Origin of the sequence: Pseudomonas xantholysinigenes (genome assembly GCF_014268885.2) — a bacterium.
Lineage (GTDB): Bacteria > Pseudomonadota > Gammaproteobacteria > Pseudomonadales > Pseudomonadaceae > Aquipseudomonas > Aquipseudomonas xantholysinigenes.
Genome location: NZ_CP077095.1, coordinates 2,750,107 through 2,765,612 on the forward strand (window position 1 = coordinate 2,750,107; position 15,506 = coordinate 2,765,612).

11 protein-coding genes are annotated in these 15,506 nt (G+C 64.7%); 4 read left to right on the plus strand and 7 right to left on the minus strand.

Going from position 1 to position 15,506, the window contains the following annotated elements; translation table 11 throughout:
* Positions 1 to 30 precede the first annotated feature (30 nt).
* Positions 31 to 1,329, minus strand: coding sequence for an NAD(P)/FAD-dependent oxidoreductase (locus tag HU772_RS12340; RefSeq protein WP_186662125.1), 1,299 nt, complete (start codon positions 1,327 to 1,329; stop codon positions 31 to 33).
* A gap of 260 nt (positions 1,330 to 1,589) precedes the next feature.
* Complete coding sequence (locus tag HU772_RS12345) at positions 1,590 to 2,378, minus strand: formate/nitrite transporter family protein (protein ID WP_186662124.1); 789 nt, start codon at positions 2,376 to 2,378, stop codon at positions 1,590 to 1,592.
* Positions 2,379 to 2,693: 315 nt separating this feature from the next.
* Here HU772_RS12345 and HU772_RS12350 point away from each other — a divergent pair, with 315 nt between their 5' ends.
* The 3 genes from HU772_RS12350 (at position 2,694) to HU772_RS12360 (ending at position 6,182) form a co-directional block, all read left to right on the plus strand.
* On the plus strand, positions 2,694 to 3,632 hold the full coding sequence (locus HU772_RS12350) for a Dyp-type peroxidase (protein WP_202885389.1): 939 nt from the start codon (positions 2,694 to 2,696) through the stop codon (positions 3,630 to 3,632).
* Positions 3,633 to 3,718: 86 nt separating this feature from the next.
* On the plus strand, positions 3,719 to 4,570 hold the full coding sequence (locus HU772_RS12355; protein ID WP_186662163.1) for a DNA-binding protein: 852 nt from the start codon (positions 3,719 to 3,721) through the stop codon (positions 4,568 to 4,570).
* Between the two features lie 43 nt (positions 4,571 to 4,613).
* Positions 4,614 to 6,182, plus strand: coding sequence for a sensor domain-containing diguanylate cyclase (locus tag HU772_RS12360; protein WP_186662122.1), 1,569 nt, complete (start codon positions 4,614 to 4,616; stop codon positions 6,180 to 6,182).
* Positions 6,183 to 6,402: 220 nt separating this feature from the next.
* Here the strand turns inward: HU772_RS12360 and HU772_RS12365 are convergent, their stop codons facing one another.
* The gene (locus HU772_RS12365; protein ID WP_186662121.1) at positions 6,403 to 7,362 is read right to left on the minus strand and encodes a ribonuclease Z; all 960 of its coding nucleotides are present in this window, start codon (positions 7,360 to 7,362) and stop codon (positions 6,403 to 6,405) included.
* A gap of 136 nt (positions 7,363 to 7,498) precedes the next feature.
* Here HU772_RS12365 and HU772_RS12370 point away from each other — a divergent pair, with 136 nt between their 5' ends.
* A complete protein-coding gene (locus HU772_RS12370; protein ID WP_186662162.1) occupies positions 7,499 to 8,515 on the plus strand; it encodes a transporter in 1,017 nt (338 codons plus the stop codon).
* Here the strand turns inward: HU772_RS12370 and HU772_RS12375 are convergent.
* From HU772_RS12375 to aceE, 4 genes are all read right to left on the minus strand, one after another.
* Positions 8,466 to 9,293, minus strand: coding sequence for a phosphatase PAP2 family protein (locus HU772_RS12375; protein WP_186662120.1), 828 nt, complete (start codon positions 9,291 to 9,293; stop codon positions 8,466 to 8,468). The two genes, HU772_RS12370 and HU772_RS12375, sit on opposite strands and share 50 nt — an antisense overlap.
* The gene (gene pmrG / locus HU772_RS12380) at positions 9,290 to 9,979 is read right to left on the minus strand and encodes a lipopolysaccharide core heptose(II)-phosphate phosphatase PmrG (protein WP_275959742.1); all 690 of its coding nucleotides are present in this window, start codon (positions 9,977 to 9,979) and stop codon (positions 9,290 to 9,292) included. Before pmrG ends, HU772_RS12375 begins: the two co-directional genes overlap by 4 nt.
* Positions 9,980 to 10,127: 148 nt before the next feature.
* Complete coding sequence (gene cprA / locus HU772_RS12385) at positions 10,128 to 11,285, minus strand: cationic peptide resistance protein CprA (protein ID WP_186662119.1); 1,158 nt, start codon at positions 11,283 to 11,285, stop codon at positions 10,128 to 10,130.
* A gap of 1,447 nt (positions 11,286 to 12,732) precedes the next feature.
* Entirely contained in the window at positions 12,733 to 15,402 is a 2,670-nt protein-coding gene (gene aceE, locus HU772_RS12390) for a pyruvate dehydrogenase (acetyl-transferring), homodimeric type (protein ID WP_186661455.1), read from the minus strand.
* Positions 15,403 to 15,506: the final 104 nt, after the last annotated feature.

Below are 15,506 nucleotides of genomic sequence, written 5' to 3' on the forward strand. Positions count from 1 at the left end.
GGTGGATCTCCTGGTCTTGTTCAAAAGGAATCAACGGCGGCCGTTGAAGAAGCCCGACAGCTGATGCACGGTCTTGCCGGCGGTCAGCAGCAGCGGGCGGATATGGTCCTTGCCGAGGATGCGCGCATGCTTGACCGAACTGATCAGGTCATAGCGGCTGGAGCCTTCACTCATGCCTTCGGCGAGGATCTTGCAAATGATGTGGCTGGGGGTGACGCCAAAGCCCGAATAACCCTGCACGTAGAAGGCATTGGGGCGATCGCTCAAGGTGCCGATCTGCGGGAACAGGTTGGCGCTGGTAGCCATCGGCCCGCCCCAGGCGAGGTCGATGCGCACGTCCTTGAGGTAGGGGAAGATCTTCAGCATCAGGTTGCGGTTCCAGGCCTTCAGGTCCTTGGGAATATGCTCGACGAAGGGCGTGGCGGCACCGAACAGCAGGCGGTTCTCGCGGGTCACCCGGTAGTAGTCGATGACTGGGCGGATGTCGCTGTAGGCGCCACGGATCGGGCTGATGCGCTGGATCAGTTCGTCCGACAGTGGCTCGGTCATCAGTTGGAAGGCATAGGTGTTGACGGTGCGCGCGTGCAACTCGGGCTCGAGCTTGTTGAGGAAGCTGTCACAGGCCCACAGCAACTTGCCGGCCTTGACCGAGCCGCGCCCGGTGCGCACGGTGATGCGTTCGCCATAGTGCACTTGCAGCGCCGGGCTGTGCTCGAAGATCCGCGCGCCGTGGCTGACCAGGGCCTGGGCTTCGCCCAGCAGCAGGTTCAGCGAATGCACATGTCCGCCGCCCATGTGCAGCAGCGCGCTGCTGTAGGCGTCGGAGCCGATGATCTGCTTGACCTCCGAGCCGCCGAGAAAACGAATCTCATCCTTGTTGTTGATCGCCTTGAAGTCCTTTTCCCAGGCTCGCAAGGTTTTTTCCTGGCGAGCGTTGAAGCCCATGTAGCCGTAGCCATGGCAGAAATCGGCGTCGATGGCGTAGCGGGCGATACGCTCCTTGATGATGCCGGCGCCCAGCTCGCTGATCTCGAAGATTTCGCGCAGGCCTTTTTCGCCGACGCTGCTCTTGATCTTCTCCAGGTCGTGGCCGATGCCGGCCATGATCTGTCCGCCGTTGCGTCCGGTGCCGCCGAAGCCCAGGTAGCGGGCTTCGAGCACGACGACGTTGGTGATGCCTTTTTCGGCCAGTTCCAGGGCGGTGTTGATGCCCGAGAAGCCACCGCCGATAACCACCACATCGGCATCGATGTCGCTTTCCAGGGTCGGGAAGCTGAGGTTGTACTTCTTGGTCGCGGTGTAATAGGTGGGCGTTTCGATGTTGATCATGGCGCAGCCTGGACAGTTGGAATTGTTGGAAAGCAGGGCTTGCACAAGCGCTGGCTGTGACCGGCATTGAGCGCCTAACGGTAGGTAGGTGTCTTGCCTGTGGCTGCCAGGATTTTGATCGAGGGTGCCAGCCCAGGTTTGGCTGGAGCAGGCGAAAACGGCAAATGCCTGAACCTCGAGCAAAGGTTCAGGCATCATGCGCCTCGTGAAGATGTTAAGTAAATCGCAAGCGGGGGCGATTCACTGCAAAAGAAGGGGGGTTACTGCACGGCTTGCTGTTTAGCCGCAGGCTCGCCGTAGGAAACGTAATAGGCCAGGCCGACGAAGATCGCGCCGCCCACCGCGTTGCCGAGGAACACCGCCAGCAGGTTGTGGGCGACCTGCGCCCAGTCCAGGTAGCCGGCGAAGATTGCCGCTGGAAGCAGGAACATGTTGGCCACCACGTGCTGGAAGCCGATGGCGACGAACGCCATGATCGGGAACCAGATGCCCAGGATCTTGCCACTCATCTCACGGCTGGCATACGACAGCCAGACCGCCAGGCACACCAGCCAGTTGCAGCCGATGCCGGAGACGAAGGCGTGGACGAAGTCGGCGCTGGCCTTGCTGGTGGCGGCGGCGAGGATTTTACCCAGGTAGGGGCCTTCGGTGAGGCCGAGCAGGTGGCCGAAGCACCAGGCGACGAACAGCGCGCCCATCAGGTTGGCGAAAGTCACCAGCAACCAGTTGCGTGCTACCGCACCGAGGCCGATGCGCCGGGCGAACATCGCCAGTGGCAGGCTCATCATGTTGCCGGTCAGTAGTTCACCGCCGGCCAGGATCACCAGGATCAAGCCGATCGGGAACACCGCTGCGCCCAGCAGGTTGCCGAACGACGCCCACTGCGCGGGGATCATCGTGCTGACATGGATCGCCAGGAGGAACCCCAGCGAAATGAACGCGCCGGCGAGGAAGCCGAGGATCAGCGTGGCGCGGGTGGGCAGGTGGGCTTTCTTCACGCCAGCTTCGATAACGAGCTCGGTGATCTGGGACGGGGCAATGACGGACATGTGGCAACTCGAACGCAGGCACGACGGCGGCACGGGGCCTACCGCAATACGGGGTTGAACAACTGGGGCGCTGGGAGATGGAGCGAAGGGCAGGGCAACGGCAATCTCTGAAGCAACTTCGAACAGGACCGCACGTTATCTGAGGCAATTTGACGCAGTCAAATCGATAGCGTGGATGAGTTGATAGATATTATCGATCACGCACTTTCGTGATAACCAAGTGTGCTATACCACACGGGCTGTCATGGTATTCAATTAGTTGAATGCAACGCAATAATCCGAAGTTCCCCACTCTTCACGCGAGGTATGAATACCATGGATGTCCAAGACATCGAATCCCAATCCGTCGACAGCCCGGTGACCCGCAGCGCGATCTTCCTGGTGGCCACGCTGCACCCTGGCGAGCCGGCCCGGGAGCAGGTGCGGGCCTTGTGCGGTGACTTGGGCGGGCTGGTCCGTTCGGTGGGCAAGCGGGTGCCAACAGGCAACCTGTCGTGCGTGATCGGCTTTGCCGCCGCGGCATGGGAAGGGCTGTTCGGCGCGCCACGGCCCGCGTCGCTGCACGCCTTCCGCGAGTTCGGCAGCGGCCAGCGCAAGGCACTGGCGACACCGGGCGATATTCTTCTGCATATTCGCGCCGAGCACATGGACCTGTGTTTCGAACTGGCCGCGCTGGTGATCAAGCGCCTGGGCGCGGCGGTGACGGTGGTCGATGAGGTTCAGGGTTTCCGTTACTTCGACATGCGCAGCATCATCGGTTTCGTCGACGGCACCGAGAACCCCGGACCACGGGAAGTGGCCAAGTTCACCCTGGTTGGCGAGGAAGATGCCAACTTCGCCGGAGGCAGTTATGTACTGGTGCAAAAGTATCTGCACGATATGACCGGTTGGGAAGCATTATCCACGGTCGAGCAGGAACATATCATCGGCCGCACCAAGCTGTCCGATATCGAACTCGATGCCGCGATAAAGCCAAGTTGCTCCCATAGTTCGCTGACGACCCTGGAAGAGGGCGGCCAGGAAATCAAGATACTGCGCGATAACATGCCCTTCGGTCGCCCCGGCGCGGGGGAGTTCGGCACCTACTTCATCGGCTACGCCCGCTCGCCGGCGCCGATCGAACAGATGCTGGAGAACATGTTCGTCGGCAAGCCCGTGGGTAACTACGATCGCTTGCTGGACTACAGCCGGGCGGTAACTGGTGGCTTGTTCTTCGTGCCGACAGTGGACTTTCTCGAGGGGCTCGAGGACTGAGGCGTATTGAAATCCGCGGCCTGGCGGTTCATCATTCGCCACGTATTACATGTTACGTACCACGGTACGCTAGTGCGGAGTGAATGATGGCCAGGGCCGGGATCGGTAGAGCGGTAGTAGAACAAGCACGCGATGCGCTGTTGGCCCGTGGCGTACATCCTAGTATCGATGCGGTACGTATCGAACTGGGCAACACCGGCTCGAAGACCACCATCCATCGCTACCTGCGCGAACTCGGCCGGCAGCCCATGGCAGCCCTCGAAAGCACGGCTTGCCTCAGCGAGCCACTGGGCAAGCTGGTCGAACAACTGGCCAGCCAGCTGCACGCCGAGGGACAGGCGCGGGTCGAGGCCGCTGAAGCGGCGCTCAACCAGCAGCGCGAGCAGTTGCAGGCGCAACTGGCGTTGGCCCAACGTGCCTTGGCGGCCGCGCAGCAACAAAACGAAGCCCAGGCGCGGCAACTGACGGCGGCCCAGGAACGCGTGCAGGCCGAGCAACTGCGCAGCGCCAGCCTCCAGCAGGCGCTGGGCGAAGTGCAGGTACGCCTGGCCGACAAGGACAATCAGATCCGCTCCCTTGAAGACAAGCACCACGATGCCCGCCAAGCGCTGGAGCTGTACCGTACCCAGCGCGAGCAGGAACAGCGCCGCATCGATACCCAGGTGCGGCAGTTGCAGGGACAGTTGCAGACGTTGCAGCAGGGGGCGCTGGTCTATCAGCAGGAGTCGACCCGCTTGAACCGCGACAACGAGCGCCTGCTGGCCGAGCAACGCCAGGCCCTGGCGCAGCGGGCCACATTGGAGCAACAACTGGAGCAACGCGACGCCCAGGTGCAGGGGCTGCGGGCCATGCTCGCCCAGGCCCAGGGGGCAAGCGAGGAAATGCGCCGACGCCTGGCCGCTTGCGAGCAGGGCCCCGGCACGCTTGAGCGGCGCTGAACTATAGTCATGTGCGGCAAACGCTCGACGACAAGGGACTTCAATGCCCAGCGCCAGGAAACAGACTGAAGACGGCCTATTCCCGGTAACCGGTGAAGGCCGCGCGGTATCGCTGTTCCGCCTGATCCTGGGTTTCATGGCGGTGGTGATGCTCGCCTTCGTGCTGGTCGAGGGCTGGCGAATCTGGCGCGACTATCGCCAGGTCTTCATCAATGCCGAGAACGCGGTCACCAACCTGGCCCGCGCCACCGCCCAGCATGCCGAGGATGCCATTCGCCAGGTCGATGCGATCACCGCGGCGTTGGCCGAACGCGTGGAGGGCGATGGCTTCGCCCAGGTCGACCGGCCACGCCTGCATGCGCTGCTCAAGCAGCAAGCGCAGATCATGCCGCAATTGCATGGGTTGTTCGTGTATCGCGCCGATGGCAGCTGGATGGTCACGGACAAGGACGCGGTCCCGCCCAACGCCAACAACGCCGACCGTGACTATTTCATCTATCACCGCACCCACAGCGACCGTGGCGTGCGCATCGGCTCGGTGGTGCGCAGCCGCTCCACCGGCGACCTGATCATTCCCATCTCGCGGCGCCTGGACAACCCCGACGGCAGCTTTGCCGGCGTGTTGCTGGGGACCATCAAGGTCGACTGGTTCGTGCGCTACTACGGCGACTTCAAGATCGACGAGCGCGGTGCCCTGGTCCTGGCCAAGCGTGACGGCACCATTCTCGTGCGCCGCCCGTTCGTCGAGCAGGTGATTGGCCGCAGCCTGGCGGCCAGCGACATCTTTCGCAAGTACCTGCCTTACGCCAGCGAGGGCGTGGCCGAGGCCGTGGCGGTGGTCGACGGCACGCCGCGGCTGTATGGGTTCCGGGCGTTGTCGAGTTACCCGCTGGTGGTGGAGGCGGGGTTGTCGCGCGAATCGATCATCGCTCCCTGGCGCCACGACATGATCAAGTCGGTGCTGGTGCTCGTACTGGTGCTGGTCGGTCTGTGCGGTTTTGGCTGGATCGTCCTGCGCCAGTTGCGCGAGCGCATTGTCATCGAGCGTGCCTTGCACCAGGCGCACCAGACCCTCAAGGCCCTGGCGCTGACCGACAGCCTGACCGGCCTGGGCAATCGCCGGCGCCTCGATGCGGTGCTGGAGCCGGAAATCCGCCGGGCGCGGCGCCAGGGTTATGCCTTGGCGCTGGTGATGCTCGACCTGGATTACTTCAAGGCCTATAACGACCGCTACGGCCACCCGGCCGGTGATCAGTGCCTGCGCCGGCTGGGCGAGGTGCTGCGCCAGGCACTCAAGCGTCCTGGAGACCTGGCGGTGCGCTACGGTGGCGAGGAATTCACCCTGCTGCTGCCCAACACCGATGCCCAGGGTGCCAGCCAGATCGTGCAGGAGATTCTCCTGTTGCTGCGCCGCCAGGGCATGGCCCATGCCGGCAGCCCGGTGGGCCTGGTCTCGGCCAGCGCGGGGATCGCAGTGGGGATGCCGAGCGTGGAGGAGGTGACGCCGGAGAACCTGATGGCGGCGGCGGACCGGGCGCTTTACCAGGCCAAGCGCCAAGGCCGTGATCGGTATTGCCTGGCGACGGGGATGGAGGCGGGGACCCCATCTTGAGGCCCAGCCCTTTCAAGGTGTTGAGAATTGGCGTCCGACTTAGACTTGCCGGGGTCGCTTTGCGACCCTTTCCGACCGGTCCGACGCCTCGGCAAGGCTGCTCCTATAGGTGACCGTGCCGTCCTGTAGGAGCGACCTTGCCGAGGCGTCGGACCGGTCGGAAAGGGCTGCAACGCAGCCCCGGCAATCTTGAATTGAAGCGGCCATATCCGAGCCAACCTCAATCCACTTCGACCAACACACCATCACGCCCCAACCGATACCTTCGCAGATCCCGCGCCAGGGTCAGGTGCCCACGGTAATGCGCCCGAGCCTCCTCGCGTACCTCCTCGATCGAACCACCACGCCCACCCTTGTCCTGGTAGCGGGCGCTGAAGTGCGTAAGCACCAGGTTCCTCACCCCGGCCATCTCGGCAAAGCGCGCCACCGCAGCCGCGGTGCTATGGCCGAAACTGCCCTGGGCACGCTCGATCACCGGCTGGGTGAACGTCGCCTCATGAACCAGCACATCGACATCTCGCGCCAACTCGCCCAGCAGTTCCGGGCGGTCGTTGTCGCCACAAACGATGATCCGCTGCACCGCGCGCGTGGCCAGCAGGTACTGCCGTGGGTCGAGCACGCGCCCCTGGTACTCGACGGCCTGGCCGTGGGCCAGTTGCCCCCACAGCGGCCCTGGCGCAATGCCGTCGGCGCGCAGCCGGTCGGTATCCAGGCGCGGTTGCGGGTCGCTTTCCTCAAACACATAGCCCCACGACGGCACCCGGTGCGACAGCGTCAAGGCGCCGACCTGCACATTGTCGAAGCTCATCCCGGCAAAGCTCTCGATATCTGCGAACTGCAATTCGAACGGCAGGTAGCTTTCACTGACCGCCAGGCTCTGCCGGACCCATGCCTGCAAGGCGTGGGGCACGACCAGCGGCAATGGCTCCTGGCGCCCGGACATGCCGGCGCTGGCCAGCAACCCCGGCAGGCCGAAGCAATGATCACCATGCACATGGGTAATGAAGATGGCGCGCAGGTCGCGCAGCGACAGCGGGCTGTGCAGCAACTGGTGCTGGGTGCCCTCGCCGCAATCGACCAGGTACCAGCCCTTGCCGCTGGTCTCGATGACTGCCGTGGCGCTGACGTTGCGGGCCTTGGTCGGGACCCCGGAAGAGGTGCCGAGAAACTGCAGGTCCATTGCCTGGCTCCTTGAACGAAGTGACGGCCCCGCACGTCGGGGCGCGCGGAGGCTAGCACGGCGGCGTGGCACTGTCATTGAACGGTCATCGGCACCGCCCTATGATCATCCCTCGTCCTGCCGCGAGGGCCTTGCGCTGCCATCCGCCTATCCCCAGCCTCATCACGAGGCAGACCTGCACGGCTTGCTCTACGGCTTCGTCTTCCACCCCGGCGAGGCTGGCCGGGAAATCGACTCGGCCCAGGCCATGGCCTATTTGCAGGCGCCAGTAGGCGAGGAATTCCTCTGGCTGCACCTGAACCTGGCCCACGCCGCCTGCGAGCGCTGGATGAAAGGGCACCTGGACCTGCCGGACACCTTCTTCGAGACCCTGCGCGAGGGCTCGCGGTCCACCCGCATCGAGCATACCGACTCAGCATTGCTGGCAGTGGTCAACGACGTGGTGTTCAGTTTTGGCCTGGTGTCATCCGACGTGTCCACGTTGTGGGCCTGCGCACGCAGCCGCCTGCTGGTCAGCGCGCGCCTGCAACCGCTGCATTCGGTGGATGAGCTGCGCTCGTCGGTCAAGCGCGGCGAGCGCTTCGGCTCGACCGTGGAGTTGCTGGTGCACCTGGTGCGCGACCAGGGTGACCTGCTGACCCAGGTGGTGCGCGAGACCACGCTGAAGGTGGACCGTATCGAGGACCAGCTACTGTCGCTGCGCCTGTCCGACAACCGCGCCGAGCTCAGCAGCCTGCGCCGGGTGCTGGTGCGCTTGCAGCGGCTGCTGGCCCTGGAGCCAGGTTCGCTGCTGCGCCTGCTCAACCGCCCGCCACCATGGTTGCGCGAGCAGGATATTCATCAATTGCGCGCTTCCACCGAGGAGTTCTCGGTGATCATCAACGACCTCACCAGCCTGGTCGAGCGGATCAAGCTGTTGCAGGAAGAAATCGCCGCCAAACTCACCGAGGAAAACAACCGCACGCTGTTTACCCTGACCGTGGTCACGGTGCTGGCGTTGCCGATCAACATCATTGCCGGCTTCTTCGGCATGAACGTCGGCGGCGTGCCGCTGGCCGACGACCCTCACGGTTTCTGGGTGCTGGTCGCGCTGGTGGCGACCTTCACGGTGATCGCAGGGCGCTGGGCATTTCGCAAACGTGGCGACTACTGAGCCATTGCCGCGCCGGCGCCTGCAACGCCGGTCGGCCATAGCACAGCAGCGCGGTCGTCCAGCAGCACAGCCAGACGACCAGGCCAGCCCAGAAGGTATGCGACATGTAGTGCCAACCCTGCAGCACACGGGTGCTGCCGTAGACCAGGCCCAGCAGCAGGATCGCGACCAGCAGCGCGCGGGCATGTGCCCAGCGATGGCGACGGGCGACGAAATACAGGGCCAGCAGGGTGAAGCCACTGGAGGCATGGCCGCCGGGCCAGCAGCGACCGGGGCCGGCTTTGTCCCACCAGCTGAACTGCTCGAACCATTCAAGGTGCGCTTGGCTGCCGCCATACAGTGTGGTCTCGACCGGGCAGTACACCCCGGTATGACTCTTGAGGTAGTGAATGGCCGTGGTCGACAGGGCAAAGGCCACCACCACGTAGCAGAAGTCTCGTCGATGGTGCTGGGTGAAACGCAGCCAGCGCGCCACGCCCGCACGCTCGAGTAGCTGCACGCTGGGCCGATGACGGCGCGCCAGCGGCCAGGCGAAGGAGAGCAGGGCGCCGATCACGGCCAGCTCGCCGGTCCAGTTCGGCAGGATGCGCGGCCATTTGTGCGTGAGCTTTTCGAACCAGGTGTTGTGCTGCAGGACGAACTGGCCGCTGGCCGGCTCGTACAGTGCATTGCTGATCCAGCGATCCAACGTGGTCAGGTCGAACAAGACGAACACCACGCCCGCCAGAAGCAGTGGCAACCCGAGGTTGTACAGGTAGAAGCGCGCTCGCTGGCTCATGCCTGTCGACCTTTGCCGAGCCTGCGCCATGCGTTGGCCTGGATCTGCCCGAGGATGCGTGGTTTGCCACCTTCGTCCAGGGTCACGAACAAGGCGCTGGCATAGGCGGCGGAGCGCTCGCCTGCGGCCACGCCCAACTGGCGCTCGAATTGGTCGATGCAGCCACTGTGGGTGACCAGCACCAGGTTGCGCCCGGCGCGCTTATGGTCCAGGGCTGCTTGCGCGAACGAACTGTCGCAGCGGGCCAGCCAGGGCTGTGGCGTGACCGGGTTGTCGAAGATGAAACGCGCAGTTTGCCGGGTGCGTACCTCGGGGCTGACCAAGGTGTCGGTGCTGGCCAGGCCGAGCCGTTGCAGGCCGTCGCCCAGCGCATCCGCTGCCTGGCTGCCGGCGACGGTGATACCGCTGGGGTCGCCCAGGCAGGCACCGTGGGAGCGGTCGCAGCGTTCGGCGTGGCGCACCAGCACGATGACCGCGCCTTTGGCCCATTGCTCATAGGCGCCGCTGCGCTGCATCTGCTGGGGGCTGCCGAGGTTCGTCAACGGGGTTGCCATGGCCGACCACAGGCTCAGGGCTGCCAACCCCAGGGCGATGCAAAAAGCACCCAACAGGGTAGCGCTGGCGCGTCTGGACAAGGGGGTGGATGGGATGAGGGGCGAGGGGAAATCGATGACGCCTTGCTGCATGCTGTCACTCCGCTAAGCGGGGCGTGGGCCCCGCGAGTGACGGCACTGTAGAAAGGTCGATGTGGCGACGGCGTGAGCGTTGTGTGAAAAATCCCTTTGCCCGCCTGGCGCACAGGTGCGAGCGCGCCAGGCTGGTCGTGAGCACGAGCTACTTGAAGTCAGCCTGCATCTGGGTGGCGATGCTCACCCCGCTGGAAGACTTCACGCAGACATCCAGGTAGTCGGTGAAGCGTGGCGGCACGGCGATGCCTTCCTCGAGCAGGCGGCTGTTGTCGAACAGGTAGTTGAGGTCGGCGAAGCCGCTGTACAGGCGCAGCGCACGCAGCACCAGGCGCGGATTGGCCGGGCCGATGCGGGTCTCGAAACTGCTGGCCAGGGACTTGAGGTCGTCGGGCTCGACCTTGCGGTAGCGTTCACCGACCGGCTGCGCGCCGTTGGCCAGGGCGAAGGCCTGGTCGATCTCGGCGAAGGTGCAGGCCGAACCATGTCCGGCGGAGACATGATAGAGGTCGTGGCCCAGCGCCGGCTTGAGCGTCAGGCCGATCAGTGCCTCGGCGCAGTAGTCCACCGGGATCACATCGATCTGTTCGTCCAGCCCGCAAGTGAAGCTTTCCAGGGCGAAGCCCATGCGGAACACCCAGAAGATGCTGCCCGAAGCCTGGCAACCCAGGCTGCGGTCGCCGACCACGATCGAGGGGCGTGCTACCACCAGCGGCAGGCTCGGCAGCTCCTCGCGCATGCGTCGCTCGATTTCGGCCTTGGACGCGGTGTAGTCCACCAGTTGCTGCTCGGCCTCGGGAAACTCCCAGGACTCGCTGATCGGCGATTCGCGCTGCGGCCCGCAGCACATGGCGGTGCCGACATGCAGGAAGCGCTTCAGGCGCGGCGAGCGGCTGAGCACCTGGGCAAAGGCGAAGGTACCTTCGACGTTGACCGGCCAGATCGTCGGGTTCTTCGAGAACGAGGCCACGGCGGCGCAGTTGATGACCCGGTCGAACTGCATCAGCCGTGGCGTTTCCTCGGCCAGCCAGGCGGTGTCGCGAAAGTCGCCGAGGATGATCTGCTCCTCGTGCAATGCCAGGCCGTCGGCGCTGCTGACTCCGTGTTGCTGAAGGTTGTCACGCAGGCGTTGCAAGCCTTGCGTGGGATTGTCGGCACGGACCAGGAAGGCGAGGGCGGGACCATGGCCACTGGCAATCAGCTGGGCGGCCACCGAGCCACCGAGAAAACCGGTGGCCCCCGTCAGCAGGATGCGCTCTTGCGCGGGGAGAAAGGTGATGGGTACACCAGTGGCGGGGGCGTTCATAAGTTTCCTCGGCAATAGTTGCCTGTTCTACATCACCTGGGGAGATGTAAAAGTTATGTGAAAAGTTTGGTCGCAACTAAGGCGGTATCTGTGCGCCTTGCTGTCGACCTTGCAGGGCAAGGCCCCTGCGGGTAGGCAAGCGCCGGCCATGACGAGGCCGGCGACTGATTGTCGGGGGCGGGAATAATTAATTCAATTAACAGATTGGACAGGTTCAGAGGTTTTTGGTGAAAGAATTTTAATGCGTATTGAGAGGATGTAAGTATCTAGGGGTTATTTGTAAATAAGATTAAAACTTTCATGCCTGCGACGACAGATGCTCGCGGCGGTTCGGCGCCCCGATCCCCCCGCCCACAGGTTTGCTGCACAGATTGAGGCCGGCGCGGTTTCTGTGGGGGCGGCTTGAGCCGCGAACACCGGCACAGCCGGTGCCAGGCACCGCGTTGCTTGCTTCGCGGGTAAACCCGCTCCCACAGGCGGAGCGCATGGCTTGAGGCCGGCGCTCTCCCTGTGGGAGCGGCTTGAGCCGCGAACACCGGCGCAGCCGGTGCCAAACACCGCGCTGCTTGCTTCGCGGGCAAGCCCGCTCCCACAGGTGTAGTGCATGGTTTGAGGTCAGCGCGGTTTCTGTGGGAGCGGCTTGAGCCGCGAACACCGGCACAGCCGGTGCCAGGCACCGCGTTGCTTGCTTCGCGGGTAAACCCGCTCCCACAGGCGGAGCGCATGGCTTGAGGCCGGCGCTCTCCCTGTGGGAGCGGCTTGAGCCGCGAACACCGGCACAGCCGGTGCCAGGCACCGCGTTGCTTGCTTCGCGGGTAAACCCGCTCCCACAGGCGGAGCGCATGGCTTGAGGCCGGCACTCTCCCTGTGGGAGCGGCTTGAGCCGCGAACACCGGCACAGCCGGTGCCAGGCACCGCGTTGCTTGCTTCGCGGGTAAACCCGCTCCCACAGGCGGAGCGCACGGCTTGAGGCCGGCGCTCTCCCTGTGGGAGCGGCTTGAGCCGCGAACACCGGCACAGCCGGTGCCAGGCACCGCGTTGCTTGCTTCGCGGGTAAACCCGCTCCCACAGGCGGAGCGCATGGCTTGAGGCCGGCACTCTCCCTGTGGGAGCGGCTTGAGCCGCGAACACCGGCGCAGCCGGTGCCAAACACCGCGTTGCTTGCTTCGCGGGCAAGCCCGCTCCCACAGGTGTAGTGCATGGTTTGAGGTCAGCGCGGTTTCTGTGGGAGCGGCTTGAGCCGCGAACACCGGCACAGCCGGTGCCAGGCACCGCGTTGCTTGCTTCGCGGGTAAACCCGCTCCCACAGGTGTAGTGCATGGTTTGAGGTCAGCGCGGTTTCTGTGGGAGCGGCTTGAGCCGCGAACACCGGCACAGCCGGTGCCAGGCACCGTGTTGCTTGCTTCGCGGGCAAGCGACGCGGTGCAACCCCACTCCCGCCAAGGTTTCAGACCCGCGCGGGGTCAGCCTTGTCCACGGCAATCTGCAACCGCTCAATCGCCTCGGCCACCACCTCGCGCGGCAAGGCGCCATCGTCGGCCAGGGCCTTGAGCGCCGCCAGCACGATGAACTGCCGGTCCACCTCGAAATGCCGACGCAACGCCTCGCGGGTATCGGACTGGCCGAAACCGTCGGTACCCAACGGCACGAAACGCCGCGCGCCAACCCAAGGGCGGATCTGTTCGGCATGGATCTTCATATAGTCGGTGGCGACGATCAGCGGGCCTTCATGCGCCTGCAGCAATTGGGTGACGAACGGCACCTTGGGCGTGTCCAGCGGATGCAGCAGGTTCCAGCGTTCGACCTGCTGGGCCTCGCGGCGCACCTCGGTCAGGCTGGTGGCGCTCCACACTTCGCTGCTGACTTCATAGTCGCTGGCCAGTATCTCGGCGGCGGCGATCACCTCGGGCAGGATCGCGCCGCTGCCGGCCAGCTGCACGTGGCGCCCCGGGCGCACGTCACGTTCGATGGGCAAGCGGTAAAGCCCCTTGAGGATGTTGGCCTCGGCGCCGTCTGGCAGGTCGGGGTGAGCGTAGTTCTCGTTGAGCAGGGTGATGTAGTAGTACACATCTTCCTGCTCCTGGTACATGCGCCGCAGGCCGTCCTGCACGATCACCGCCAGTTCGTAGGCGTAGGTGGGGTCGTAGGACACACAGCACGGCACGGTGGCCGCCATCACATGGCTGTGGCCGTCGTCGTGCTGCAAGCCCTCGCCCATCAAGGTGGTACGCCCGGAGGTGGCGCCCAGCAGGAAGCCCCGCGCCCGGGCATCGCCGGCCGCCCACAACAGGTCGCCGACGCGCTGGAAGCCGAACATCGAATAGAAGATATAGAACGGCACGGTCATCACGCCATGGTTGGCGTAAGCGGTGCTGGCGGCGATCCACGACGAGGTAGCGCCGGACTCGTTGAGGCCTTCCTGGAGAATCTGGCCGTCGACGCTTTCCTTGTAGTACGACAAGGTGCCGGCATCCTGGGGCGTGTACAGCTGGCCCACCGCGGAGTGGATGCCGATCTGGCGGAACAGGCCTTCCATGCCGAAGGTGCGCGATTCGTCCGGCACGATGGGCACCACCAGGCGGCCGATCTCGGGGTCCTTGAGCAGGGTGCTGAGGATGCGCACGAAGGCCATGGTGGTGGAGATGGTCCGTTCGCCGGTGCCTTTGAGCTGCGCTTCGAGCGCGGCCAGCGCCGGCACCTTCAAAGCCTCTACCTGAGCGTGGCGCGCAGGCACCTGGCCGCCCAGCGCGTCGCGGCGGGCACGCAGGTACTCGGCTTCACGGCTGTCTGGCGCGGGGCGCAGGTAGGGCAGTTCGCCCAGTTGCGCATCGTCCAGCGCCAGGCCGAAACGGTCACTGAACGCCTTGACCGCGTCGGCGCCGATCTTCTTCAACTGGTGGTTGATGTTCTGTGCCTCGCCGGCCTCGCCCAGGCCGAAACCCTTCACCGTCTTGGCCAGGATCACCGTGGGCCGGCCGCTGGTGCGCATGGCCGCGGCGTAGGCGTTGTACACCTTGACCGGGTCATGACCACCCCGGGCGAGCTTCCAGACCTGCTCGTCGGAGAGGTCGCTGACCAGGGCCAGCAATTCAGGGTACTTGCCGAAGAAGTGCTCGCGCACATAGGCGCCGTTCTGCGATTTGTAGGTCTGGTACTCGCCGTCGACGCATTCCATCATCCTTTGTTGCAACAGGCCGCTGTGGTCCTTGGCCAGCAAGGCGTCCCAGCCGCTGCCCCAGACCACCTTGATCACGTTCCAGCCGGCGGCGCGGTACAAGCCTTCGAACTCCTGGATCACCTTGCCGTTGCCACGTACCGGGCCATCGAGGCGCTGCAAGTTGCAGTTGACCACGAAGATCAGGTTGTCCAGCCGCTCGCGACCGGCCAGGGAGATCGCCGCCAGCGACTCGGGCTGGTCCATTTCGCCGTCACCGAGGAAGGCCCACACCTTGCGCCCCTGGTGCGCCTTGAGCTGGCGGTTTTCCAGGTAGCGCATGAAGCGGGCCTGGTAGGCGGCGGTGATCGGGCCCAGGCCCATGGACACCGTGGGGAACTGCCAGAAGTCGGGCATCAGCCTGGGGTGCGGGTACGACGACAGGCCGTCGCGGTCGGTTTCCCGGCGGAAGTTGTCCAGTTGCGCCTCGCTCAACCGCCCTTCGGTGAAGGCCCGGCCATAGATGCCCGGCGCGGAATGCCCCTGGATGTACACCAGGTCGCCGGCAAAGCTGTCGGTGCGGCCGCGGAAAAAGTGATCGAAGCCCACGTCGTAGAGCACCGCCGCCGAGGCGTAGGTAGCGATATGCCCGCCAACGCCTGAGTGCTTGCCGGCACGCAGCACCATGGTCAGGGCATTCCAGCGAATGTAGGCGTTGAGCCGCTGCTCGATGGCCAGGTCGCCGGGGTAGGGCAGCTCGCGCTCGGGTGGGATGCTGTTGACGTAGGGCGTGGTGACCCGGCCATGGAAGTCGCCATGGCGCGCGCCGTCGAACTCGAGCAGGCGGTCGATCAGGTAGTGCGCCCGAGGGCGCCCCTCGGCGTCCACCACCGAGGCGAGGGAGTCGATCCACTCGCGGGTTTCCTGGGGGTCTTCATCACGCAGGGCTTGTTGCGGGGTCATGGTAACGCTCCTTGTACGAGGGCCGGGCATCTCCGGCAGCGTGGATGTCGTTGCAGTTGCAATTGAATCTAACGCTGGCGACGGTATTATTGCAACTGCAATTA

What these genes read in the sequence shown, in the direction of transcription:
- HU772_RS12340 (WP_186662125.1), bottom strand. Translation starts at nt 1,329, where the DNA reads ATGATCAACATCGAAACGCCCACCTATTACACCGCGACCAAGAAGTAC.
- HU772_RS12345 (WP_186662124.1), bottom strand. Translation starts at nt 2,378, where the DNA reads ATGTCCGTCATTGCCCCGTCCCAGATCACCGAGCTCGTTATCGAAGCT.
- HU772_RS12350 (WP_202885389.1), top strand. Translation starts at nt 2,694, where the DNA reads ATGGATGTCCAAGACATCGAATCCCAATCCGTCGACAGCCCGGTGACC.
- HU772_RS12355 (WP_186662163.1), top strand. Translation starts at nt 3,719, where the DNA reads ATGGCCAGGGCCGGGATCGGTAGAGCGGTAGTAGAACAAGCACGCGAT.
- HU772_RS12360 (WP_186662122.1), top strand. Translation starts at nt 4,614, where the DNA reads ATGCCCAGCGCCAGGAAACAGACTGAAGACGGCCTATTCCCGGTAACC.
- HU772_RS12365 (WP_186662121.1), bottom strand. Translation starts at nt 7,362, where the DNA reads ATGGACCTGCAGTTTCTCGGCACCTCTTCCGGGGTCCCGACCAAGGCC.
- HU772_RS12375 (WP_186662120.1), bottom strand. Translation starts at nt 9,293, where the DNA reads ATGAGCCAGCGAGCGCGCTTCTACCTGTACAACCTCGGGTTGCCACTG.
- pmrG (WP_275959742.1), bottom strand. Translation starts at nt 9,979, where the DNA reads ATGCAGCAAGGCGTCATCGATTTCCCCTCGCCCCTCATCCCATCCACC.
- cprA (WP_186662119.1), bottom strand. Translation starts at nt 11,285, where the DNA reads ATGAACGCCCCCGCCACTGGTGTACCCATCACCTTTCTCCCCGCGCAA.
- aceE (WP_186661455.1), bottom strand. Translation starts at nt 15,402, where the DNA reads ATGACCCCGCAACAAGCCCTGCGTGATGAAGACCCCCAGGAAACCCGC.